The following is a 21,589-nucleotide window of genomic DNA, read 5'->3' as shown; positions in this document are numbered from 1 at the left end:
ATCGTGTTTTACAAATATATTACAATTAATTTTCAAATACAAGATTTATTTGTGGGTGTAATTTTGTCCCGTTCAAACGAGAACATCTATTAACTAACAATTTAAATTTTATTATTATGAAAAAGTCATTATTCGTAGCTGCTATCGCTGCTTTTGCTCTTGTAGCTTGTAAAAAAACTGAAACTGTAGATACTGCTTCTGCTGATTCTGCTGTTGTTGATTCTGCTGCTTTGACAGTTGATTCTGCTGCTGCTAATGTTGATTCTGCTGCTGTAAAAGTTGATTCTGCTGCTGCTAAAGTAGAAGGAGCTGCTGCTAAAGTTGATTCTGCTGCTGCTAAAAAATAATCTTAACCAAGTTAAGAATTTTAAACCGTTTCTTTTTAGAGACGGTTTTTTTATTTCTCTAATTTCTGTCTCAGTATTTCATAGCAAGTTATCGCTGCAGCATTGCTGAGATTAAGAGAATCAATAGTTCCTGCCATTGGAATCAAAACATTTTCTCCTTTTTGTTTCCAGAAATCACTCAGCCCGGAGTGTTCTGTTCCGAATAAAACTGCTGATTTACTTTTCAGATTCTTTTCCTGAATATGCTTTGCGTCTTCACTCATAAAAGTAGTGAAAATCTGATAGTCATTGATTTTCAGAAATTCCAAAGTTTCATCATTGGATGCTTGAAAAATATTCATTCCAAAAAGACAGCCAACGCTTGAGCGGATGACATTTGGATTGTAAAAATCTGTTTTTGGGTCGGTCACAATTAAAGCATTGATGCCGAAAGCTTCGCAACTTCTTAAGATGGCACCAAGATTTCCTGGTTTTTCTACACTTTCTAAAATGATGATTGCTGAATCTTTTTTAGGTTTGAAATCTTCTAAAGTTCTTGATTCCAATTTGTAAATACCAATAATTCCTTCTGTTGTACCTCGATAAGCAATCTTCTCGTACAGTTTTTCCGAAACGTAATGGATTTTTGTTGTAGGCAATTTCCCTTTGAAGATGTTTTCACAGATATAATATTCTTCTGGCAGATTCCCAAATTCCAAGGCGCGCTCGTTTTCCTGCTGACCTTCCACGATGAAAACGCTGGCTTTTCTTCTTTCCTGATTTTTGGTTAGAAGTCTGGTCAGTCTTTTAATTTTTTCGTTTTGAAGGCTTTCTATCAGCATTTTTGGAAATTTTTTACAAATGTACAATGTATAAAGTACAATTTGAAATGTATAATGTAAAAAGTACAATGTAACATGTCCGTCGTTAAAAGTTGAATGTTTAATCGAGGCGAAGCGCGTGAAGGATTTAAGTGGAAAGCCCGGAGCGATACAACGAGTGAGGACTTGTAACGGAAAGCCCGACCCGAGCGGTGGCCATTGCGCTGGCGAGGGGCACGCCCAAATGCTTGTCGTAAACTGAGTTTGGATGGCGAAATTTCTCGTTGTGTGTTAAATAGCATTGAGATGAGCTTCCATCTTCCTACTTCCAGCAAAAAATATATATCTTTGTTTTATGATTTTACGAGGAGAAAATTTAATCAAAGAATACGGACCGAAAAAGGTGGTGAAAGGCGTGTCATTGGAAGTTCAGCAAGGCGAAATCGTCGGACTTTTGGGACCAAATGGTGCGGGAAAAACAACGTCGTTTTATATGATTGTTGGATTGGTGAAACCGACTTTAGGGAACGTTTTTCTTGATAATCAAAATATTACGCAGGACGCAATGTACAAACGTGCGCAAAAGGGAATCGGCTATTTGGCGCAGGAAGCATCGGTTTTCCGGAAGTTGTCTGTAGAGGATAATATTCTTGGCGTGTTGCAATTGACGAAGCTTTCCAAAAAGGAACAGCAGAAAAAATGCGATGAATTGATTGAGGAATTCCACCTGGAACACGTTCGTAAAAACCGTGGCGATTTGCTTTCCGGAGGTGAAAGGCGTCGTACGGAAATTGCGCGTTGTCTGGCAACAAGTCCGAATTTTATTCTTTTGGATGAGCCTTTTGCGGGTGTTGACCCGATTGCGGTGGAAGATATTCAGAAGATTGTGAGGTCTCTGGTTGAGAAAAATATAGGGATTTTGATTACCGACCACAACGTTCAGCAGACTTTGGCGATTACCAACAAAACGTATATTATGTTCGAAGGGAAAATCCTGAAAGAGGGAATTCCTGAGGATTTGGCGAATGACCCGGAAGTGAGACAGGCTTATCTTGGGGAGAATTTTAGGTTTGAGAAGATATAGGTCTTAACAGGCAGAAGATTTTTTAAAACTATTATTAAAGTCGCAAATGAAGACTTTGCGACTTTCTTTTTTCTACAATTATAATTTTTTTTCGCCTTTGCGATAAATGTGAAATTCCTCCTGACAAACTACTGTCACAACCCCGCTGTAAATTTGTATCAAATAAAACAAACTATTATGAATGCAACAGCCACAGTCCTCAACTCACAACAACTTTTAATCCACTGGCAAGGCCACAGAAATCTGACCAGAAGAGTAATAGAAGCTTTTCCTGAAAAAGATTTGTTCGAGTTTTCAATTGGCGGAATGAGACCATTTTCGAAATTGACACTTGAACTTTTGGCAATCGCCGGACCAGCTTTGAAATCAATTGTTGACGGAACAATTAGCGAATTCGATGAAGCTTTCAATCCAACTACAAAACAAGAAATTTTGCAGAAATGGGATGAGCAAACAGAAGTTATCAATGAATATTTCAGTCAGATTTCTGAGGAGCGTTTTCAGGAAAGTTTCAATTTGTTTGGACAGTATGAATTTCCGGTTTATCAGAATATTTTGTATTTCGTTGATAATGAGATTCATCACCGCGGTCAAGGTTACGTTTACCTGAGAGCTTTGGGAATCGAGCCTCCTTTTTTCTGGGAAAGAGAAAGATAGATTTTGGGAAGTGATTAATGGTAATCAAACTCAAATAATTATTGCAAAAGAAAATGAAAAGTCCGGTACTGCACCGGACTTTTCACCTTATTATTTGTCAAATCCTTTCGGAACTTTCAAAATATGATTAGGTAATCTAAGTCAATTAAGCTTTCAAATATCTTGCATAGGCATAACCTTCTTCACCGTCAGCTGTTTTGATTTTCCACCAGTCGTCAGAAGATTGTTCTACCAAAGTTACGGTTTCGCCTTTCGCAGCTTTTCCTACAACTGCAGCATCAGTAGAAGGTTCCTGACGAATATTCAGGTTGGATTCGTCTGTTGCAACAGTCAAAGAAGCGCCAACGGTCAATCCCGAAACTTGTACATCAACGTTGATGTCGGTTGCAGTGTAAGATGGGTCAATTGCTCCTAGAGCGTTCCAGACAGAATCTTTTGAAGCGCTGTTTGTCGCTTTTCCAGTAATGTACAAAATCCCATCCTGCTCCTGAACAGAAAGATCAGAAATTCCAGCAGACTGAGCTGCAGAAACTACACTTGCGTATTTATCTTGTAAGCTCATAATTATTTAACTGTTATTTTGTTATCGTATTTACCAATTTTCAAAGCATCTATAGACTCTTTTACTTTTCTGGCGTTTGCCGCAGTAGTAGTTCCTGTAAGTGTAAGCATTCCGCCCATATCTTCAGCTTTTACGCCGGGAATATCTTTCAGTGCTGTGTTTACTTTTGCTAGAACAGCAGCATCAACAATATTCACTTCCACAGGTGCAGCTACAGGAGCTACAGTTGCCATATCATGAACATCTTTTACACCTTCCACTTTTTTCAAAGCGTCGATGGCTGCTTGTTTGTCAGCTTCGGTTGCGAAAACTCCGCTTAGATGAGCCTGTCCTTCCTTCACTTCCACAGAAGTTCCCGGATAAGCCGTGATTACAGTGGTTGCCTGTGATGTCAATTCTGCATCAGAGACTTTCTTTTTACAAGAAACAGCTGTCATTGATACCATTAAGGCAAGAGCAGCGATTTTAATTGTTTTTCTCATAGTATAAAATAATTTTATATTGTGTTCTTTAAGTAGTAAAATTGATGCCAAAAACATAGTTATTTAAAGGTCTTGACACTACAATTTCAAACTTTCACTTCTTGTAAAATTAATTTTTTTTTCGATACGGAAATTAATTTTAATTAAAATTAACAGAATGAATTTCGGAGGTTATCAAGTTTTGAAAAGTTTGATAATCAATTAAATGTGTGAATATAAAGTAGGAATACAGAAGTAATTTATTATGAATGATCATCACGAAAAAATAATTAATATTTATTATTTAATCCGCAAAAATTCTTTCGCCAGTTCTATCATTTTCGGATCACCGGTGTATTTTTCTTTTTCATCCGAAAGTTTTACGGTTGGTATCCATTCGTTGTTAATACCTTTTACGCTAATGAGTTTCATGACGATATTCATTGGTTTCAGTCCAACATCATTTGTAAGATTGGTTCCGATTCCGAAAGAAATCCCGATTCTTCCTTTACAGTAATTCGTGATTTCCTCCACTTTTTCAAGATTCAGTCCGTCTGAGAAAATAATGTATTTGAACAATGGATTGATGCCTTGTTTCAGATAATGTGCAATGGTTTTGTCAGCAAATTCCAACGGGTCGCCGCTGTCGTGACGAACGCCGTCAAACAACTTTGCAAATTTCTTATCAAACTGCTGGAAGAACACTTCCGTCGTATAAGTATCGGAAAGTGCAACACCCAAATCACCGCGGTAAACATCGACCCAATTTTCCAGTGCGATAGAATTCGCCATCTTGAAACCAAATTCCGCCGCGTGAAACATAAACCATTCGTGCGCGTGCGTCCCAATTGGTTTTACGTTGTAAAGCATCGCCAAATGAACATTCGAAGTTCCTGTAAAAGTGGATTTTTTATCCTGAATCAAAGCGTCCATTACCAATCTGTGAACTTTGTAAGAATGTCTTCTTCGTGTCCCAAACTCTGCAAACGGGACACCGAGTTCTGTAAGATGCACGGCTTTTTCCACCGTTTTATCAATGACTTCCTCGTTGGTTTGTCTTTCCAGATGATTCATTTCATAATGAAGTTCACTGATAAGCGCAAGCAAAGGAACTTCCCAAAGAATCGTTCTGTACCAAAGTCCTTCAACAAAGACTTTCAGTTCAGTTCCATTTTGTTCAATTTTTACTTCCGAAGGATCATAATGAAAACCTTCCAAGAAATCGAGGTAGGGAAGGGCAAGATATGGACAAGTGACCTTGAGATATTTTTTTTCGTCTTTCGTGAGTTTCAGTTCTGCCATTGCGTTGACAGATTTTCTGAGTTCGTCTGCAAAACCTTCCGGAAACTCGTGTTTTCCACGGTTGATGAATTCGTATTTTACAATTTCGTTGGTAAATAATTTCACGACTGCATTTTGCATTGTGATTTTGTAAAAGTCATTATCCAGAATAGAATTCAGCCGAACCTCGCGCATAAAAATATCGTTTACACAAATTTAAGGAATTTTGTTGAGGAGAATTTGGTGTAGCATATTTTTAATCATTAATACATTCTACTTTTTACATTGTACAATTTTACAATTCTTACTTTTGCAAAAATGATTTTGAAATGGTAAAGGCACTGATGTATTTTGTGGTCGGAACGTTGATTAGTTTTTTCCTGAGGCGTCTTACAGGAAGTCCGGTGGATTTCTGGGTAGAACTTTATGTGGCTTCCGCGTTTGGAATTGGTTGGGGATTGGCTTATTTCGTGGACCATCCGGATTGGCCTTTGCCAAAGAAAATGGGCATTTCTTTTATAGGAATTGTTTTCCTCGTTATTGTAGGATTGGTATTTTTTAATTTTGAAACTGCGATTCCATCAATCATCAAATTCTCTACAGTTTTTGTCGCTTATTATATGATAGCAAGTTTCAGAGAAAGTAAATCCTTGCGATATTAATCTTAATTTTAAAATATTTAAAAAAGCCAGATTTCCTTAGAAGTCTGGCTTTTTTATTTTTTAATGAATCATCAGAAAACTTATCAATCCAAGTCCAATCGCTAAAAATAAGAATGCAAATAGATTAATCGAGAATAATATAGATCCTATAATAAAGCTTACAACACCGTGTGAATGGTAAACTCTGTGATGCGCAATGAAGAAATAGATAGCGCTGTAAAACACCATCGCTGTCATTATGATATAAATGATTGTATTGATAAAAGCAATATTAATCAAATCAGGCAGTTTACTAAGGAATGTAAATATTAAAATATTAAGAAGCAAAAAAGCAAAGTAATGCAATGTGAAAATACCGTGGTCAAAATACCACCATTTCTTTTTGTTGTGAAATATCCATAAAAATAGAGCGAAAATCGGCAGATAAATGAAAAGCGCTTTTGGAAGATTGTGGAAAGATGTTTCAGATAGTTTTTTCAAAATCTCACCTTTCTTAACACCCTGTTCCTTGAGTTCAAAATATTTATGGGCAAACGGAACATTTATAAAATCAAAAAACGAAGGATTTTTTGCAGTGGCGGAGTCAAAAGACTTTCTGTTGTTGTATCCGGAAACTTTGATGTCGTCATCTAACGACTTATTCATGTCAAAGGTTCTCTCCATTTCATTTATTTTGGCGGAGTCTTTCATGAGCGCATCAATCTTTGTTACATATAAACTGTCGCTTGCTTCTAATTTTTCTTTGGTCCGTGCATCGTTATATGCTTTTTGCAGTTCAGAGATTTTATTTTTTTGAGGTAGTAATTTTGTTGTTCCCTTTCCGTCAAAATTGATATTAAAAGGTGGAAATAAAGCAAACAGAAAGAATGTGATGAAACTGACGAATATATAAAGCTTAACAGGCGGAACAAATATTTGTCTTTTTCCTTCAAGATAAGTGGTCGTCAATTTCCCGGGTTTAAAGAGTAAATTTTTTAAAGTTCCCCAGAATTGCCCGTCGTAATGTGTGAAATCCTCTACAAAATGAGTGAAGAGATAATGGAAAGGCTGTCTTGTCTGGATGTTCTGCTGTCCACAATTGGGGCAGTATTTTTCCTCAACGGTGTGTCCGCAATTCAGGCAGTCTTTTTCTTCTCTCAGTTTTCCGTGGCTCATTTTAGAATTTTCACCAAAAATATAAAAAAGGACTGTTATATAATAGCCTTCATATTAATTAATTTTGAACAGTGCGAGCAGAATTCGAATTAATAACTCATTAATTATTAGAAAATTAAAATCTTTTTCACGGATTAATTTTTCAGGCGAAAAAATTTTGCTACCTTTGCACACCCGTAAGGGAAAATTATGTTTAATCGTAAACGATAAATTGTGAATACATTAAGTTACAAAACAGTATCGGCAAACAAGGCTACAGCAAATAAAGAATGGGTTGTTGTAGACGCTGCTGGGCAACCGTTGGGAAGATTAGCTTCTACCGTTGCAAAGATTTTGAGAGGTAAGCACAAAACGAACTTCACACCTCACGCAGATTGCGGAGACAATGTGATCGTTTTGAACGCTGGGAAAGTTACACTTTCCGGAAACAAGTGGGCAGATAAAACTTACATCTGGCATACAGGATATCCTGGTGGTCAGAAGTTTATGACTGCAGACGAGCTTAAGAAAAAAGACGAACTGAAAGTTTTGGAAAGATCCATCAAAGGGATGCTTCCTAAAAACAGACTAGGTTCTGCTTTGTTCAAAAACCTTTATTTATATGAAGGAACAGAACACAAACATGAAGCTCAGCAGCCTAAAGTAATCAATGTTAACGAATTCAAATAATTAATATGTCTACAGTACACAAAATCGGAAGAAGAAAAACTTCTGTTGCAAGAGTTTTTGTTAAGCCAGGAACTGGCGTTATTAGCATAAACGGTAAAGATGCTAAAACTTATTTCTGTACGGATGTTTTGGTTTATAAAGTGAATCAGCCATTTTTGTTGACAGAAACTGTTGATCAGTATGATCTTAAAGTGAATGTTTTCGGAGGAGGGATTACTGGACAAGCTGAAGCTATCAGACTAGGAGTTTCTAGAGCATTATGCGCAATCAATGAGGAATATCGTTTGGTTCTTAAGCCACACGGATTGCTTACAAGAGATGCAAGAATGGTTGAGAGAAAGAAATTCGGTCAGAAAAAAGCAAGAAAGAGATTCCAGTTCTCAAAACGTTAATCCAGACAAGAGATGGAGAGAGAAGAGCTGGGAGATTATTAGTCTCATATCTCAAATCTTTAAGTCTTTTAATCTCACTTAAATATTGCCCGTTACGTTTAGCATCCAAACTTTACTCCCATCTAAAGTAAAGTTGATTGCAGAAAAGCGGAAAGTAAACTAACAAAAAACAAAAAAACATGGCAAAAGCAAATGTAAAAGACCTTTTAGAGGCTGGCGTACACTTCGGTCACATGACTAGAAAGTGGAATCCAAATATGGCTCCATACATTTTCATGGAGAAAAACGGTATTCACATCGTAGATTTACATAAAACAGCTGTTAAATTGGACGAGGCTTGTGTAGCTTTGGAAAAATTAACTTCTGCAGGCAAAAAAGTTCTTTTCGTAGCTACTAAAAAGCAAGCGAAAGAAGTAGTAGCAAAACACGCTGCTGAACTTAACATGCCTTATATTACAGAAAGATGGCCAGGTGGTATGCTTACAAACTTTGTAACTATCAGAAAAGCAGTTAAGAAAATGAACCAAATCGACAAAATGAAGAAAGATGGTACTTTCGAAACTTTGTCTAAAAAAGAAAGACTACAAGTAGATCGTCAAAGAGCAAATCTTGAGAAAAACTTAGGATCTATCGCAGACATGGTTCGTCTTCCTTCAGCTATTTTCGTAGTTGACATTATGAGAGAGCACATCGCAGTGACTGAAGCTAAAAAATTGGGTATCCCGGTTTTTGGTATCGTAGATACTAACTCAGATCCGAGAAAAGTGGATTTCGTAATCCCAGGAAATGATGATGCTTCCAAATCTATTGATATGTTGTTGAGCGTAGTTTCAGAATCTATCAAAGAAGGTTTATCTCAAAGAAAAGCAGACAAAGAAAAATCTAAAGAAGAAGGCGAAAAAGTTTCTGCAGATGCAGATGCTGATTTCGATGCTGAATAATCGAAGGATTTATCTAAAAATAGAAAAGCGGTTTCAAATATTTGAGACCGCTTTTTTTTGTGTGATATTTTGGGCAGCTTTTTCCGCCTTCCGTTCCCGCTTTTTTTGCCAAAGCTTTTCCCAATGCAAAAAAGAGCTCCATTCAAGTCGGGCTGCAGCTTCGCAAAATTGAACATTTGTTTTACAAATTCAAGATTTTTCATTCATTCAAGTTTAGACAAACAAAAACCCTTCCAAAGTTTCAAACTCTGAAAGGGTTGTATTTTATTGAATTTAAGAGACGTAGCCAAAAGCTAATCGCAAAAAGCCAAATGTTACCCTTTGAATTCTCCCATCGCAATGAATTTCTCCTGACGGTCGTGAACCAATTTCTCAGGTGCTTGCTTAGATAATGTTTTAATGTCTTTTAACAGCACTTTTTTCACATTCTCAAAAGTAGTCGCAGCGTCATAATGTGCGCCGCCTAATGGCTCTGGAATGATGCCGTCAATCAATTCCTGTTTCAGCATATCATCAGCTGTCAGTTTCATTGTTGCAGCTGCGGTTTCTTTATATTCCCAGCTTCTCCAAAGGATCGCAGAACAGTTTTCCGGAGAGATCACAGAATACCAGGTATTTTCCATCATATAGACTTTGTTTCCAACGCCAATTCCCAATGCGCCACCACTTGCACCTTCACCAATGATAATGGTAATGATTGGCACCTTAAGAGAACACATTTCGAAGATATTTCTGGCAATGGCCTCACCTTGTCCACGTTCTTCAGCTTCCAATCCTGGATATGCTCCCGGCGTATCAACCAAAGTTACGACAGGAATATTGAATTTCTCTGCTAGCTTCATCAGCCTTAAAGCCTTTCTGTAACCTTCAGGATTTGACATTCCGAAACGTCTGTGCTGGCGTTCTTTGGTCGTTCTACCTTTCTGAGTTCCGATCAACATAACCGTGTTTCCGCTGATGCTGGCAATTCCGCCAATCATCGCAGGATCATCACCGAAGTTTCTGTCACCGTGAAGTTCAACAAAACTACCTTCGTCTGCCAAACCGTTGATGTAATCAAGCGTGTAAGGTCTGTCCGGATGTCTGGAAAGCTGAACTCTCTGCCAAGGCGTCAGATTTTCGTATATTTTTTTCTTAGTTTCTTCTATTTTGTTTTTGATCTTTTTGCAGGATTCATCTACATCAATGCCGCTTTCTGTACCCAGTTGCACACATTTTTCGTACTGATCTATCAATTCCTTTACAGGTTGTTCAAATTCTAAATATTCCATGTTTTGTTTGGATTAAACCCTCAAAAATAATGTTTTTTTTATAAATCGATTTTGAAAAAGACAATTAATTTACTGCAATTGCTTTTTCTATTCTTTTTAAAGTTTCCTCTTTGCCGATAATATTCATAATATCCGGTACGTCAGGGCCTTTCAGTTCTCCAACTAATGCTAATCGAAGTGGCATCATTACTTTCCCCATTCCTAATGAATGTTCTTCTGCAAAATGATGAATAGCTTCTTTCAAAGTTTCAGAATCAAATTCCGAAGTTTCCAATTTAGCTGAAAAATCTTTTAATATCGCTGAAGTTGTATCGTTCCAGGCTTTCTTCAATGCTTTTTCGTCGTAAGAAGTTGGCGCTTCGAAGAAGAATTTTCCATCGTTATAAATATCAATGACGAAAGTTGCTCTCTCTTTCATTAATGAAACAATCTTCAATAATTTATCATCAGAAAGATTCAAAGCTTTCACTTCTTCAACTTCTTTTAATAATGCTAAAACTTCTTCATTCGATTTAGTTTTAAGATATTCCTGATTGAACCATTTTGCTTTCTGAGGATCGAATCTTGCGCCTGCTTTATGAACTTTATGAAGATCAAATTCAGCGATCATCTCGTCCATAGAAACTATTTCTCTGTCATTTGCAGGCGTCCAGCCAAGCAATGCGGTCATATTGATAAAAGCTTCCGGGAAATAACCGGATTCTTTGTAGCCTTTCCAGATCTCATCGCTTTCCGGATCTTTGAAATTCATCGGGAAAACCGGAAATCCAAATTTGGCACCGTCTCTTTTGCTTAATTTTCCTTTGCCTTCTGGTTTTAGAATTAATGATAAATGGGCAAATTCAGGAGCTTCCCAATTCATTGCCTCATATAGTAAAACGTGCAAAGGCATCGATGGTAACCATTCTTCACCGCGAATCACGTGAGAGATTTTCATTTCGAAATCATCAACCACATTAGCGAAATGGTAAGTTGGCATTCCGTCATTTTTAATCAAAACCTTATCGTCCAAAGTATTGGTATTCACAGAAAAATTACCTCTGATGATGTCCTGAAGATTCAAAGTTCTGTCAACCGGCATTTTAAAACGAACAACGTAAGGAATATTCGCATCAATTAATTTATGAACTTCGTCCTGAGAAAGAGAAATGCTGTTTTTTAATTTTAATCTTGTCTGGTAGTTGTAAGAGAAAACGTCACCTTTAGCTTCGAAATCTTTACGGATTGCGTCCAATTCTTCCGGTGTATCAAAAGCTAAATAAGCGTAATCTGTTTTAAGAATTTGTTCTTTGTATCTGTCGTAGATGTCTCTTCTTTCAGATTGTCTGTAAGGTGCATAAGGCCCACCAACTTTAGGGCTTTCGTCCGGGATGATTCCGCACCATTCCAGAGAATTCATAATATAGTCTTCAGCACCTTCCACATATCTTGCAGTATCGGTATCTTCGATTCTAAGAACAAATTCGCCGCCTTGATTTTTAGCGAAAAGATAATCATACAGGGCTGTTCGTACGCCTCCGAGATGTAATGCTCCAGTCGGGCTGGGTGCAAATCGCACTCTTACTTTTTTCATAATTCTTATTGATTTTTAAAAGTCATCGGAATGACTAAAAAATTGTGGTGCAAAATTAAGAAATTCTTGGCGTTTTGCCTTTTGAATTTGGTTAATCTTTTTCGAAATGCTACTTTTGTTAATTAAAATAAAAACTATGTTGGAAATAGGCGAAAGACCGTGGGGGAAATATTTTGTATTGGCAGACGAACCACATTATAAATTGAAAAGAATCGAGGTAAATCCCGGGCAGAAATTATCTTACCAGTTCCATTACAAAAGACAGGAACAATGGACAATCATAGAAGGTAATGCAACGATTGTTCTGGATGGAGAAGAAATTCCTTTAACTTATGGTCAAAGCATTTTCATTCCGTTGGGAGCAAAACATAGAATTATGAATCTTACTGACAAACCCGTTGTTTTCATCGAAGTGCAGACAGGCACTTACTTTGGTGAAGATGATATCGTGAGATTGGAAGATGAGTATGATAGAAGTTAAAAAAATAGAATGGAGAAAGGGAATATTAATATTCCCTTTTTTTGTATAAACTTAAAACAAACTTCTGATGTAGAGTTTTATTTTTTTTGTAAAAGACAGGTTTAAATATAATTTATTTTGAGGATATTTTTTTTTGAATTTTTCAATAAAATTTTGAATATCAGTTGCCTCAAAAAAATCCAGCTTTCCCCAGAATGATCCTGGAAGCGGGTGAAAATCAATATAGGTTTTATAATTATTTTCCTCCAAATCTTTCCATTTTTCGTAAAATTTTTGGACATCAAAGTCATTTTTGTGACCCCAGTTTGTGATTTTCTGTTGAATCTCAGCGGGGGTTCTTGCCCATGATTGATGAATTAAATAATAATCTAATTGTAAAGTTTTACCAACCTTGGGTTGCCTTACTTTTTCGTAAACAGGGTTATTAGTGATAAAAAAGCAAGTCTCATTGAAAGGCTGAATTACATAAAAACCGTCTTTATTTTGTTTGAACAGCACAACCAAATTAACTAAAAAATTAATCGGCGTCTTTTTCGGGTTTTTAGTAAGGAATTGATGTTTTCTGAGGAACTGTGCCAATAGTTTAAAATCATAAGAGTATTCGTCACTATCAATCTGGATATGCCATCCTCCACTTCCCATTTTTTCCGCCATCATATTGCGTTGCCTTGTGTCCAGATCCAAAGGCTGCATATTGGGAACATAAAATTGGTCTTTGTAGAACGTGATTTTATTATGAATATCAATTGCTTTGATTTCTGCAAAAAAGCTATCTGGAATAAAAACATCATTTCCTGCCCAAGTTTTATTATCCGCATCATAGCTAATAACAATACTGTCAACGTAATCGTAAATTAATTTTACAGAAGTGAAGATATAAGAATAATCGTATGATATAAGATATCCAGCTTTGATAACATTTTTTTTGTCTCTCATAATTTGCTTACTTTCGTTTTCTTAAATTAAAAGTAGCTCACCAAAATAATAAATTAAAAATGGGAATTAAAAGATTTTTTAAAAAAAAAATTGAAAATCGTAATTTTATCAGGAATAAAAGAAAACTGAACATTAACCATTTTGATCTTGATTTTTTTAAAAATTATAATTTTGATTTTAATAAATCTAATGTGGATCCGGAAGTATCTATCATTATACCAGTTTATAACCAGATCAGATACACTCTTAATTGTCTTTATACCATTGAACAATATGATAAGGATATTCCAAAGGAAATTATTATCATAAATGATAACAGTACTGATGATACTTTGCATTATTTAGATAATATAAAAGGCATCACTGTCATTAATAATTCTGAAAATCTCGGATTTTTAAGAAATGTAAATAAAGGAATTACAGCGGCTAAAGGAAAATATGTCTATCTATTAAACAATGATGTAGAAGTTCAGGAAAAGTATTTGTCGAGCCTATTAGAGGTTTTTGAAACCAAAGAAAAAGTTGGCGCAGTCGGCTCCAAAATGGTTTTTGCAGACAACACTCTGCAGGAAGCAGGATGTCTTATTTTCAAAGATTCGGAGATTGTTAATTTGGGAAGGTGTGACGCAATAGACGCTTCAAAGTTTAATTACCTAAGGAAAGTAGATTATTGTTCGGGCTGTAGTTTATTATTCAAAAGAAAAGATATTAATGGAAAACTAAACCTTTTAGATGAAGCTTTTTTACCCGCCTATTATGAGGAAACCGACTTTTGCCAAAGATTAAAATATGAGCAAAATCTGGATATTTATTATCAGCCAAAGTCAGAAATCATTCATTTTGAAAATATCTCTTACACTGGAAAAGATAGCGGAAAAGAAGTTTTGTTACAGAAAAACAGGGAGGTTTTTATGAGTAGATGGGACAAATATTTTACTAATGAAAGATTTCTGGATGATGGAGTAAGAACCAATTTTAACGCACATTATAAAAAACCAAGTATTCTCATTCTGGAGGAAAACATGCCAAAACCTGATAAAGATTCTGGTTCAAGAAGACTTTTTGAAATTATTAAAATCCTTCAAAAAAATGAGCATAAAATAGTTTTGGCAGTAAAGCATTTTGAAGAAACAGGTGATGATGTTTATGTTGATTTTTTCAGAAGTATGGGTGTAGAAGTATGTAAGGACTATGTAAATACTCGGGATAAAATTGTAAAGGTTTCTGATCAGGTTACAGAAGCTCTTCATTATGTTGATATTATATGGATTTTCAGACCATTAGGATTTGATTATTGGTTTAAACAGATAAAAAATAAAATTTCCAGTAAAAAGATTATATATGATATGGTAGATCTTCATTACTTGAGAATGGAACGTGAAAATAAATATTTAGAAGTAACCAAAAGCAGGAAAAAAGAAATGAAATCCTTTAAAGAAAAGGAGTATTTCGGGATGAAAAATGCAAATGCGGTAATTTCCATAAGTGATGAAGAAAAGGAAATCGTATCTAATCAAGGCATAGAAAGAGATAAAGTATTTACAATCAGTAATATTCATAAATCTGTGGCCGTTAAAAATGCTGATTTTACTAAGCGAGAAGGTCTGCTTTTTATAGGTGGATATTACCATATACCTAACGTGGATGCAGTAAAATTTCTATTTGAAAAGATAATGCCTTTGGTTTGGGAAAAAAATAATTCTATTAAAGTTTACATTTTAGGACCTAATTTCCCGGAAGATTTAAAAGAAAAATATCATTCGGACAAGTTTCAAATATTAGGATATAAAGAATCTGTAGATTATTGGTTTGAAAATTCCAGAATATTTGTAGCGCCATTGCGATACGGAGCCGGCGTAAAAGGAAAAATTGGACAAGCGTTGGAGTTCGGTCTGCCAGTAGTCACCACCACTATAGGTGCGGAGGGAATGGGGCTGCAAGATAAAATTACAGCTTGCATAAGTGATGAAAGCCCGAAAGATTTTGCGAAAAAAATATTAGAATTGTATGACGATGAAAATTTATGGCAGACACTACATACCAATAGTGCATTGCCGCTTTCAAAATTCTCTATTGAGACGCAGGAAAATAATATCAAAAAACTTTTGAACTACCTCGGCTTTTGATATTTTAATTTTCTGTAATTTGTTTAATCCAATGGCTGAAGCCATATTTTTTGACAATTTCTTCACTCATTTCATGATAAGGAACCTTTAAAAAGTCTTCAATATGATTGTAATTGTTATTTTCCAAAACAAAGATGTTGTTTGGATGGTAAAAATCGTATTGCTTCACCATTTTATTATCTGTAATTACTTTCTTTTTGTAATATAGGCCTTCAAAAAAACGTATGGATAAACCTGAGTGTCTTGGGTCTAAAAAATCTACAAGAATATCTGATTTTTTCACCAATTCTATATTCTCTGTAAACGAAATCCGATCTTTAATGTAATTTATCGAAGGATTTTTGTTCGTGTTTTTTTCAAATTCTTGAATATAAAATTTGATTTTGTAATTATTATTATTATTTGTAAACCTTATAAATTTATTTATTTTTTCTCTTCTATTTTCCCAATCTAAACCTACGAAGTAAAAAATGGGAGAGTCATAATTATAGGTATTTTGAGATTCGTCAAAGTGATCATAATCAAAATAAAAATTGTTAATCTTTCTAATATTTTCTATTCCTATCACATCCTCAAAACAATAAAACGTATCAAATAATGAAAAATAATCTTTTATTTTTGGAAATTTATTTATTCCATCCCATTGATAGGCAATGAGTTTTTTAGTTTTCTTTTTTAAAAATTGGATTACAGAAATTGGGAAAAGATCTGGACGAATAATTAGAACATAATCTAAATCAGTACCTATAGCATTTATTTTATTGGAATATTCTAAAAATCTGTGCTGTTCTACAAGATTTTTTTTATATTCTTTATTTTTCTGAAATGTTTTTTTTAAAAAATTGATATATCTTTCTCTATTTTTATATTTAAAATCTGGGATATTATCAGTAATTACATAAGGTACAAACCCTTCTTTTTCAAGGTTTTTAGCAAATAATGTGGGGAAATCAGAATAATCTGCCATCATTAAAAGAAAAGTTTTAGCTTTTGTCATTTTATTTTAAAAAATAGGAAATTTTAATGACTTTAACTACTTTTCTAACACTATTAATTGGATTTCGGAAGAAATATTTTTCAATTATACTAAATTTTTGCAAGGATAATTGATTAATCTTTTTATAATAAATGTCATTATTCTTCGAGAGAATATGATCTTTTCCGAGAGGAAGGTAACAATCTTTTAAAGCCAATTCTAGTTTTGAAATTATTTCATCACTTAATTTAGCCCGGTCTCTAATTGCAAAATCAAGAAGAATTTTCTTAATGTAAACCGCATACCATTTTGCTATGACGCCAAAATTTTTGTGTTTAGAATATTTCGTCACAATATGATACATAATTTGAATATAGGAATTTAAATTTTTGTCATTCATGTTTTTTGTTATTGAGCCCTGATTGTTAATTCTATATAGATAAGTTTCTGTGTCTATAAACTTTACATTTCGGGCAAATAACATGGTTTCAAAAAACCACAATTCATCTTCGTGCAAAATACCAAACTTGAAACGAAGTTGATATTTATTAATAAAATCTTTTCTATATAATTTATTATGAGGAACTGGTGTAATTCCGGATTCCATGGTTCTTATTAAAACTTCATTATTTTCGTTCTTGAAGGAAATATTACCTTCTTTAGGATAATATAAGTAGGAGCCTTTAATAATTTTTTCATTACACAAAGAAAAAGTCATAGTCGCACCGATAATAATATCATTATTGTTATAAGACGAAACCAAAGTGGTAATTGTATTATTAATTAGGATATCATCTGCATCTAAAAAAAATATTAATTCTCCGTTTGCATTATCGATTCCTTTATTTCTTGCAGCTGATGGTCCTAAATTCTCATGGTTTAAAACACGAATCCGCTTGTCTTGAGATTCAAATTTTCGTATTAAATCTAAAGTTTTATCATTGCTTCCGTCATTAATTAAAATACATTCCCAGTTTTTATAAGTTTGCGATACTACAGAATTCACGCAAGTTTCTACAAATTTTTCTGCATTATAACAAGGAACAATGATGGATACAAGTGGTTTGCTTGTCATTTTTTAGAAATTATTTTTGTGTAAAATTCTGGATAGTAATAGTATAATCTTATATAAAAGTAATATTCTACACCAATGTCTTTTGCAGTATATATAAGAAGTGATTCAAAAGATTTCCGGATTTCTTTCTTTTCGGCGAGCATTTCTTCCTCATTCGTATTTCGTAGAATACGCTTAAGAACCATCAATAGTTTTCTGATGATATTTTTTGCGATTTTTCCTTTGTTCGTGACAAGTTTCTTACTTTGCCAGAATTTGATAACATCCATTATCGCTAAATAAAAATAATAGGCAGTTTCAGGAGAGAGATTGTGTGAAAGGCTATGCTCATGCTGTATATAATGGTAAAGCTTCTTATTCGATTTGACAACTCTAATGGCCTTATCAAAAACCTTGAAAAGTGTTGAGTAATCTTCGAAGCATTTCAAATTTTCAGGAAAATTTACATTTCTGAAAAACGAAACTTTATATAATTTCCCCCACGGATGGCTTTGTATAATGTTATCTTCCAATAAAAGCTCTAAAGCTCTTTTGCCATCAATTACCATCTCTTCAGAAATAGGCTTGCTAAAAACAATATTTCCGTTTTCATCTTCATAAGAGGCTTCTACAATAGCGATATCCGCATTTTCTTTAACAAGCGAATGATATAGCTCCGAACAATAATCTGGTTCTACCCAATCATCAGAATCCACAAAACATATATATTCTCCTGTTGCGACTGCTAAACCTTTATTTCTCGCTTTCGAAACGCCTGAATTTTCCTGCTTGAAAATTTTAATTCTTTCATCTTTACGAAGAAAATCTTCATAAATCATTGAAGTTTCGTCTGTAGAACCATCATCAACAATAATGATTTCTAGATTAATGTACGATTGTTGGATTACAGAATCCAGACATTTTCCCAACGTCTGTTTGGCATTATAACAAGGAATGATTAGGCTGATCAGCGGATAATTATTCATGAAAATTAAAGTAGGCTAATACTTGATTTAGGGAAAATTGATCTAAACGAAAATGATTTCTGTACATTTTTTGCATAAAACAAAGACTATAATAAACAGCCATTTTACAAGATGATTTATGCTGCAATTTAGTAGAAAATATTAGGCCAAACAAATTTTAATATCAGCTGTATTTACACTAAATTTGACCAGAAAACACAACTATCGACCTATTAAAAGGCTTTTAAATAAAAATTTTATGAATATTGTATATCTAGTATTTGGCAATAATCTGGATAATTACCAGCAAGTATATTTTTCAATGTATACAGCCTTGGCTCGTAAAAGTGTTGAAGATAGGATTATCGTTGTTGCCGAAGATCCATCATTATTTCGGTCTTTTAAAGATAACATAGAAATAATACCAATCAGCCGCGAGGTTATATTAGAATGGGAAGGAAAGTATAAGTTTTTTTGGCGTGTAAAAATTAAAGCACTTCAGTTGGTTGCTCAAAAATATCCTTTAGATTCTATTCTTTATTTGGATGGAGATACTTTTTTCTATCAGGATATGGATGTTTTGCGCAACGGTATGAAAAACGGACAAAACTATATGCACATAAAGGAGGGAAAGCTATCAACACTTAACACAAAAACCGAAAAGTTGATGTGGAAGCAAATGAAAGGCAAAACCTATCATAATACTAAAATAAATGAAAATTCTACAATGTGGAATGCGGGACTCATTGGGGTTTCTAACAAACATTTTATTTGTCTTGACTTAACACTAGGAATTAATGACGCCATGTGTGCTGATGGCGTAACAAGAAGATTGATAGAACAATTTGCTTTTTCTCTTGGGCTGAATGCATATTCAGAATTGCAGCCTGCGTACCAAATCGTTGGACATTACTGGGGTAATAAAAAAGAGTGGAACAAAATTATTAGTGATTTTATCAAGGAAGTCTTTATGAAAAATTATTCTTTAGATGAAATAATAGAGAGGGTGAAAGAAATGGATCTCACTCAAATTCCAATTCGGGTTAAAGAATCCAGCACCCAAAGAAAACTTACAAACTTTATTGACAGTTTTTTTAAAAATAAAAAGCCACTTTTTGTAAATAGATAAAATGTTTTTTACTAAATGCCTTAGTTTTTCAGCGTTCGGTAAGTTTCATACACGTACAAACTTTGAAGATAGCTGATTTTGAGCCCATTAATGCCGTCCAAAATTCCAAGCTTGAGAATGTAAGTTTTTAAAAATTTGAAAATAACTTTGCTCCATTGTACGAAAGAAGAATATTTTTTTCCTTTTAATTGAAGTTCCTGTCCTTTTAATCTTCCATAAGACAACATTTTAATTTTGAAATGTTCGTAATTTTCAAAAGAATAATGAAGAAGTTTGTGTTTTAAAATTCCAATAGATCCATTAACTTCCAGCGTTTCATGAACTTTTTTAGTTTCAGAATAATGTGCTTTTGATTTTCTGAACAAGCGGAAATTTTTATCATTCTGAGTTCCTGAAAAATTTATTTTTTTCTTTCCGACAAAGAATGTTCTGTAAAAATAGTAAGCATCTTTTGAATTCGGATTTTTCACCGTTTCGATAATTTCTTTGCGTAATTGTGGTGAAATTCTCTCATCGCCATCCAAAAATAACACCCAATCATTTTTTGCAGCATCCAGAGCAATATTTCTCTGTTTGGTAAAATCTTCAAATCTATTCTGAATGATTTCTACTTTTGCAAACTCTTTTGCTATCTCTACCGTTTTATCTGTGCTGAAAGAATCGACAACAATAATCTCATCGCAGAAGCCAAAACATTCAAGAACTTCCCGAATATTTTTCTCTTCATTAAAAGTGATGATCAATCCACTTACTTTTTCTTTCAGTTTCTGCATTTTAATTTTCGAATTCCAAAACAGTTTTCTCTATGATTTTCACACACTCCAAAAGTTGCTCTTCTGTAATGACCAAAGGTGGTGCCAGTCTGATGATATTGCCGTGCGTCGGTTTTGCGAGAAGTCCGTTTTCCTTCAGTTGTACACAAAGATTCCAGGCAGTTTTGCTGTCAGGAGAATCATTGATAAGAATTGCATTAAGCAAACCTTTTCCACGAACTTTCGTAATTAAGTCTGTTTTTTCAATTAATTTTTCAATTTCAGAACGGAACAGTTTTCCCAATTCTTCAGATCTTTCGGATAAATTTTCATCAGCTACAACATCCAAAGCAGCGATTGCAACAGCACAGGCAATAGGATTTCCGCCGAAAGTTGAACCGTGCTGACCTGGTTTTATGACATTCATAATCTCGTCATTTGCCAAAACTGCAGAAACTGGATACATTCCGCCGGAAAGTGCTTTTCCTAAAATCAAAATATCTGGCTGAACGTTTTCGTGATGACAAGCAATCAATTTTCCGGTTCTTGCGATTCCGGTTTGTACTTCATCTGCTATGAATAGAACGTTATGTTTTTTACAAAGTTCCGAAGTATTTTTTAAATAATTGTCATCCGGAACATAAACGCCGGCCTCTCCTTGGATTGGCTCCACTAAAAATGCCGCAATATTCTGAGCATCATTTTTCAGAGTTTCTTCCAAAGCAGCCAAGTCGTTGTAAGGAATTTTAATAAATCCTGGGGTGAAAGGTCCGTAATTTTGATTCGCATCGGGATCGTTTGAGAAGGAAACAATTGTCGTCGTTCTTCCGTGGAAATTATTTTCACAAACCACAATTTTCGCAGCGTTTTCTGAAATTCCTTTGATTTCGTAGCTCCATTTTCTTGCTAATTTTACAGCTGTCTCTACAGCTTCAGCACCGGAATTCATTGGAAGAACTTTATCAAATCCGAAAAGAGTAGTGATTTTTTTTTCGTATTCTCCAAGATTTGAATTATAAAAAGCTCTTGAAGTCAACGCTAATTTTTTAGCCTGATTTACCAATGCTTCTACAATTTTTGGATGAGAATGTCCTTGATTTACAGCGGAATAAGCAGAAAGAAAATCGAAGTATTTCTTACCTTCCACATCCCAAACAAAAACACCTTCACCACGATCCAAAACTACAGGAAGCGGATGATAATTGTGTGCGCCGTATTGGTTTTCGAGGTCGATGAAATATTGGGAATTTTTTTCCTGAACTGCTGTTGACATAAACTTTTAATTTTTGTAAAAATAATAAATTTGAAATCATCA

At 34.4% G+C, this 21,589-nt stretch carries 23 protein-coding genes; 10 read left to right on the top strand and 13 right to left on the bottom strand.

What is annotated here, in order from left to right; genetic code table 11:
• Window positions 1–116 precede the first annotated feature (116 nt).
• Window positions 117–347, top strand: a complete 231-nt coding sequence (locus OPU68_RS12930; protein ID WP_498474399.1) for a hypothetical protein — start codon at window positions 117–119, stop codon at window positions 345–347.
• 50 nt (window positions 348–397) lie between these two features.
• On the opposite strand, the gene OPU68_RS12925 is transcribed toward OPU68_RS12930, so the two are convergent.
• On the bottom strand, window positions 398–1,168 hold the full coding sequence (locus tag OPU68_RS12925) for a TrmH family RNA methyltransferase (RefSeq protein ID WP_498474398.1): 771 nt from the start codon (window positions 1,166–1,168) through the stop codon (window positions 398–400).
• A gap of 334 nt (window positions 1,169–1,502) precedes the next feature.
• Here OPU68_RS12925 and lptB point away from each other — a divergent pair, with 334 nt between their 5' ends.
• On the top strand, window positions 1,503–2,231 hold the full coding sequence (lptB, locus tag OPU68_RS12920; RefSeq protein WP_034969887.1) for an LPS export ABC transporter ATP-binding protein: 729 nt from the start codon (window positions 1,503–1,505) through the stop codon (window positions 2,229–2,231).
• Between the two features lie 177 nt (window positions 2,232–2,408).
• Window positions 2,409–2,888 carry a DinB family protein gene (locus tag OPU68_RS12915; RefSeq protein WP_498474397.1) on the top strand — a complete coding sequence of 160 codons (480 nt, stop codon included), beginning with the start codon at window positions 2,409–2,411 and terminating at the stop codon, window positions 2,886–2,888.
• 145 nt (window positions 2,889–3,033) lie between these two features.
• Here OPU68_RS12915 and OPU68_RS12910 read toward each other — a convergent pair whose 3' ends face one another.
• The 3 genes from OPU68_RS12910 to pncB all read right to left on the bottom strand — a co-directional run bounded on the left by OPU68_RS12910 (window position 3,034) and on the right by pncB (window position 5,387).
• Window positions 3,034–3,450, bottom strand: coding sequence for an SH3 domain-containing protein (locus OPU68_RS12910; protein ID WP_498474396.1), 417 nt, complete (start codon window positions 3,448–3,450; stop codon window positions 3,034–3,036).
• A gap of 2 nt (window positions 3,451–3,452) precedes the next feature.
• Window positions 3,453–3,932: a BON domain-containing protein gene (locus OPU68_RS12905; RefSeq protein ID WP_498474394.1), complete on the bottom strand. Its 480-nt coding sequence runs from the start codon at window positions 3,930–3,932 to the stop codon at window positions 3,453–3,455.
• A 279-nt stretch (window positions 3,933–4,211) separates the two neighbouring features.
• Window positions 4,212–5,387 (bottom strand): nicotinate phosphoribosyltransferase, encoded by a 1,176-nt coding sequence (gene pncB, locus OPU68_RS12900; protein WP_498474393.1) that lies wholly within the window; start codon window positions 5,385–5,387, stop codon window positions 4,212–4,214.
• A 134-nt stretch (window positions 5,388–5,521) separates the two neighbouring features.
• Here pncB and OPU68_RS12895 point away from each other — a divergent pair, with 134 nt between their 5' ends.
• Window positions 5,522–5,854, top strand: a complete 333-nt coding sequence (locus OPU68_RS12895) for a hypothetical protein (protein ID WP_498474392.1) — start codon at window positions 5,522–5,524, stop codon at window positions 5,852–5,854.
• Between the two features lie 60 nt (window positions 5,855–5,914).
• Here OPU68_RS12895 and OPU68_RS12890 read toward each other — a convergent pair whose 3' ends face one another.
• The gene (locus OPU68_RS12890) at window positions 5,915–7,009 is read right to left on the bottom strand and encodes a DUF3667 domain-containing protein (RefSeq protein WP_498474391.1); all 1,095 of its coding nucleotides are present in this window, start codon (window positions 7,007–7,009) and stop codon (window positions 5,915–5,917) included.
• Window positions 7,010–7,222: 213 nt separating this feature from the next.
• On the opposite strand from OPU68_RS12890, the gene rplM reads away from it, so the two are divergent.
• From rplM to rpsB, 3 genes are all read left to right on the top strand, one after another.
• Entirely contained in the window at window positions 7,223–7,678 is a 456-nt protein-coding gene (gene rplM / locus OPU68_RS12885) for a 50S ribosomal protein L13 (protein WP_034969716.1), read from the top strand.
• Window positions 7,679–7,683: 5 nt separating this feature from the next.
• Entirely contained in the window at window positions 7,684–8,070 is a 387-nt protein-coding gene (gene rpsI, locus OPU68_RS12880) for a 30S ribosomal protein S9 (protein WP_034969720.1), read from the top strand.
• A 179-nt stretch (window positions 8,071–8,249) separates the two neighbouring features.
• Window positions 8,250–9,011: a 30S ribosomal protein S2 gene (rpsB, locus tag OPU68_RS12875; RefSeq protein WP_498474390.1), complete on the top strand. Its 762-nt coding sequence runs from the start codon at window positions 8,250–8,252 to the stop codon at window positions 9,009–9,011.
• Between the two features lie 314 nt (window positions 9,012–9,325).
• Here the strand turns inward: rpsB and OPU68_RS12870 are convergent, their stop codons facing one another.
• A complete protein-coding gene (locus tag OPU68_RS12870) occupies window positions 9,326–10,282 on the bottom strand; it encodes an acetyl-CoA carboxylase carboxyltransferase subunit alpha (protein WP_498474389.1) in 957 nt (318 codons plus the stop codon).
• 64 nt (window positions 10,283–10,346) lie between these two features.
• Window positions 10,347–11,855: a glutamate--tRNA ligase gene (gene gltX, locus OPU68_RS12865; RefSeq protein ID WP_498474388.1), complete on the bottom strand. Its 1,509-nt coding sequence runs from the start codon at window positions 11,853–11,855 to the stop codon at window positions 10,347–10,349.
• A 139-nt stretch (window positions 11,856–11,994) separates the two neighbouring features.
• Here gltX and OPU68_RS12860 point away from each other — a divergent pair, with 139 nt between their 5' ends.
• Window positions 11,995–12,336 carry a phosphomannose isomerase type II C-terminal cupin domain gene (locus tag OPU68_RS12860; RefSeq protein ID WP_498474415.1) on the top strand — a complete coding sequence of 114 codons (342 nt, stop codon included), beginning with the start codon at window positions 11,995–11,997 and terminating at the stop codon, window positions 12,334–12,336.
• 51 nt (window positions 12,337–12,387) lie between these two features.
• On the opposite strand, the gene OPU68_RS12855 is transcribed toward OPU68_RS12860, so the two are convergent.
• A complete protein-coding gene (locus tag OPU68_RS12855) occupies window positions 12,388–13,272 on the bottom strand; it encodes a hypothetical protein (RefSeq protein WP_498474387.1) in 885 nt (294 codons plus the stop codon).
• A 191-nt stretch (window positions 13,273–13,463) separates the two neighbouring features.
• Between OPU68_RS12855 and OPU68_RS12850 the strand changes: the two genes are divergently transcribed.
• Entirely contained in the window at window positions 13,464–15,398 is a 1,935-nt protein-coding gene (locus OPU68_RS12850) for a glycosyltransferase (protein ID WP_498474386.1), read from the top strand.
• 4 nt (window positions 15,399–15,402) lie between these two features.
• Here the strand turns inward: OPU68_RS12850 and OPU68_RS12845 are convergent, their stop codons facing one another.
• The 3 genes from OPU68_RS12845 to OPU68_RS12835 are packed head-to-tail and all read right to left on the bottom strand — an operon-like array spanning window position 15,403 to window position 18,414.
• Window positions 15,403–16,395, bottom strand: coding sequence for a WaaS/CpsH family glycosyltransferase (locus OPU68_RS12845; RefSeq protein WP_498474385.1), 993 nt, complete (start codon window positions 16,393–16,395; stop codon window positions 15,403–15,405).
• Window position 16,396: 1 nt separating this feature from the next.
• Window positions 16,397–17,449 (bottom strand): glycosyltransferase, encoded by a 1,053-nt coding sequence (locus tag OPU68_RS12840; protein WP_498474384.1) that lies wholly within the window; start codon window positions 17,447–17,449, stop codon window positions 16,397–16,399.
• On the bottom strand, window positions 17,446–18,414 hold the full coding sequence (locus tag OPU68_RS12835) for a glycosyltransferase family 2 protein (protein ID WP_498474383.1): 969 nt from the start codon (window positions 18,412–18,414) through the stop codon (window positions 17,446–17,448). Before OPU68_RS12835 ends, OPU68_RS12840 begins: the two co-directional genes overlap by 4 nt.
• 238 nt (window positions 18,415–18,652) lie before the next feature.
• Here OPU68_RS12835 and OPU68_RS12830 point away from each other — a divergent pair, with 238 nt between their 5' ends.
• Window positions 18,653–19,522, top strand: a complete 870-nt coding sequence (locus OPU68_RS12830) for a hypothetical protein (RefSeq protein ID WP_498474382.1) — start codon at window positions 18,653–18,655, stop codon at window positions 19,520–19,522.
• 20 nt (window positions 19,523–19,542) lie between these two features.
• Here the strand turns inward: OPU68_RS12830 and OPU68_RS12825 are convergent, their stop codons facing one another.
• The gene (locus OPU68_RS12825) at window positions 19,543–20,295 is read right to left on the bottom strand and encodes a glycosyltransferase family 2 protein (protein ID WP_498474381.1); all 753 of its coding nucleotides are present in this window, start codon (window positions 20,293–20,295) and stop codon (window positions 19,543–19,545) included.
• Window position 20,296: 1 nt separating this feature from the next.
• The gene (gene rocD, locus OPU68_RS12820; protein WP_498474380.1) at window positions 20,297–21,547 is read right to left on the bottom strand and encodes an ornithine--oxo-acid transaminase; all 1,251 of its coding nucleotides are present in this window, start codon (window positions 21,545–21,547) and stop codon (window positions 20,297–20,299) included.
• Between the last annotated feature and the right edge of the window lie 42 nt (window positions 21,548–21,589).

Source organism: Chryseobacterium sp. TB1-D10 (assembly GCF_059803555.1).
Note: the sequence above shows the minus strand (reverse complement) of the source record. Positions and strands in the feature narration are given on the sequence as shown.

Coding starts and splice junctions, on each gene's coding strand:
- OPU68_RS12890 (WP_498474391.1), bottom strand. CDS start 7,009: ATGAGCCACGGAAAACTGAGAGAAGAAAAAGACTGCCTGAATTGCGGA.
- OPU68_RS12925 (WP_498474398.1), bottom strand. CDS start 1,168: ATGCTGATAGAAAGCCTTCAAAACGAAAAAATTAAAAGACTGACCAGA.
- OPU68_RS12915 (WP_498474397.1), top strand. CDS start 2,409: ATGAATGCAACAGCCACAGTCCTCAACTCACAACAACTTTTAATCCAC.
- OPU68_RS12840 (WP_498474384.1), bottom strand. CDS start 17,449: ATGACAAGCAAACCACTTGTATCCATCATTGTTCCTTGTTATAATGCA.
- rpsI (WP_034969720.1), top strand. CDS start 7,684: ATGTCTACAGTACACAAAATCGGAAGAAGAAAAACTTCTGTTGCAAGA.
- OPU68_RS12830 (WP_498474382.1), top strand. CDS start 18,653: ATGAATATTGTATATCTAGTATTTGGCAATAATCTGGATAATTACCAG.
- gltX (WP_498474388.1), bottom strand. CDS start 11,855: ATGAAAAAAGTAAGAGTGCGATTTGCACCCAGCCCGACTGGAGCATTA.
- OPU68_RS12855 (WP_498474387.1), bottom strand. CDS start 13,272: ATGAGAGACAAAAAAAATGTTATCAAAGCTGGATATCTTATATCATAC.
- OPU68_RS12835 (WP_498474383.1), bottom strand. CDS start 18,414: ATGAATAATTATCCGCTGATCAGCCTAATCATTCCTTGTTATAATGCC.
- lptB (WP_034969887.1), top strand. CDS start 1,503: ATGATTTTACGAGGAGAAAATTTAATCAAAGAATACGGACCGAAAAAG.
- OPU68_RS12905 (WP_498474394.1), bottom strand. CDS start 3,932: ATGAGAAAAACAATTAAAATCGCTGCTCTTGCCTTAATGGTATCAATG.
- pncB (WP_498474393.1), bottom strand. CDS start 5,387: ATGCGCGAGGTTCGGCTGAATTCTATTCTGGATAATGACTTTTACAAA.
- OPU68_RS12845 (WP_498474385.1), bottom strand. CDS start 16,395: ATGACAAAAGCTAAAACTTTTCTTTTAATGATGGCAGATTATTCTGAT.
- OPU68_RS12930 (WP_498474399.1), top strand. CDS start 117: ATGAAAAAGTCATTATTCGTAGCTGCTATCGCTGCTTTTGCTCTTGTA.
- OPU68_RS12895 (WP_498474392.1), top strand. CDS start 5,522: ATGGTAAAGGCACTGATGTATTTTGTGGTCGGAACGTTGATTAGTTTT.
- rpsB (WP_498474390.1), top strand. CDS start 8,250: ATGGCAAAAGCAAATGTAAAAGACCTTTTAGAGGCTGGCGTACACTTC.
- rocD (WP_498474380.1), bottom strand. CDS start 21,547: ATGTCAACAGCAGTTCAGGAAAAAAATTCCCAATATTTCATCGACCTC.
- OPU68_RS12870 (WP_498474389.1), bottom strand. CDS start 10,282: ATGGAATATTTAGAATTTGAACAACCTGTAAAGGAATTGATAGATCAG.
- OPU68_RS12910 (WP_498474396.1), bottom strand. CDS start 3,450: ATGAGCTTACAAGATAAATACGCAAGTGTAGTTTCTGCAGCTCAGTCT.
- OPU68_RS12825 (WP_498474381.1), bottom strand. CDS start 20,295: ATGCAGAAACTGAAAGAAAAAGTAAGTGGATTGATCATCACTTTTAAT.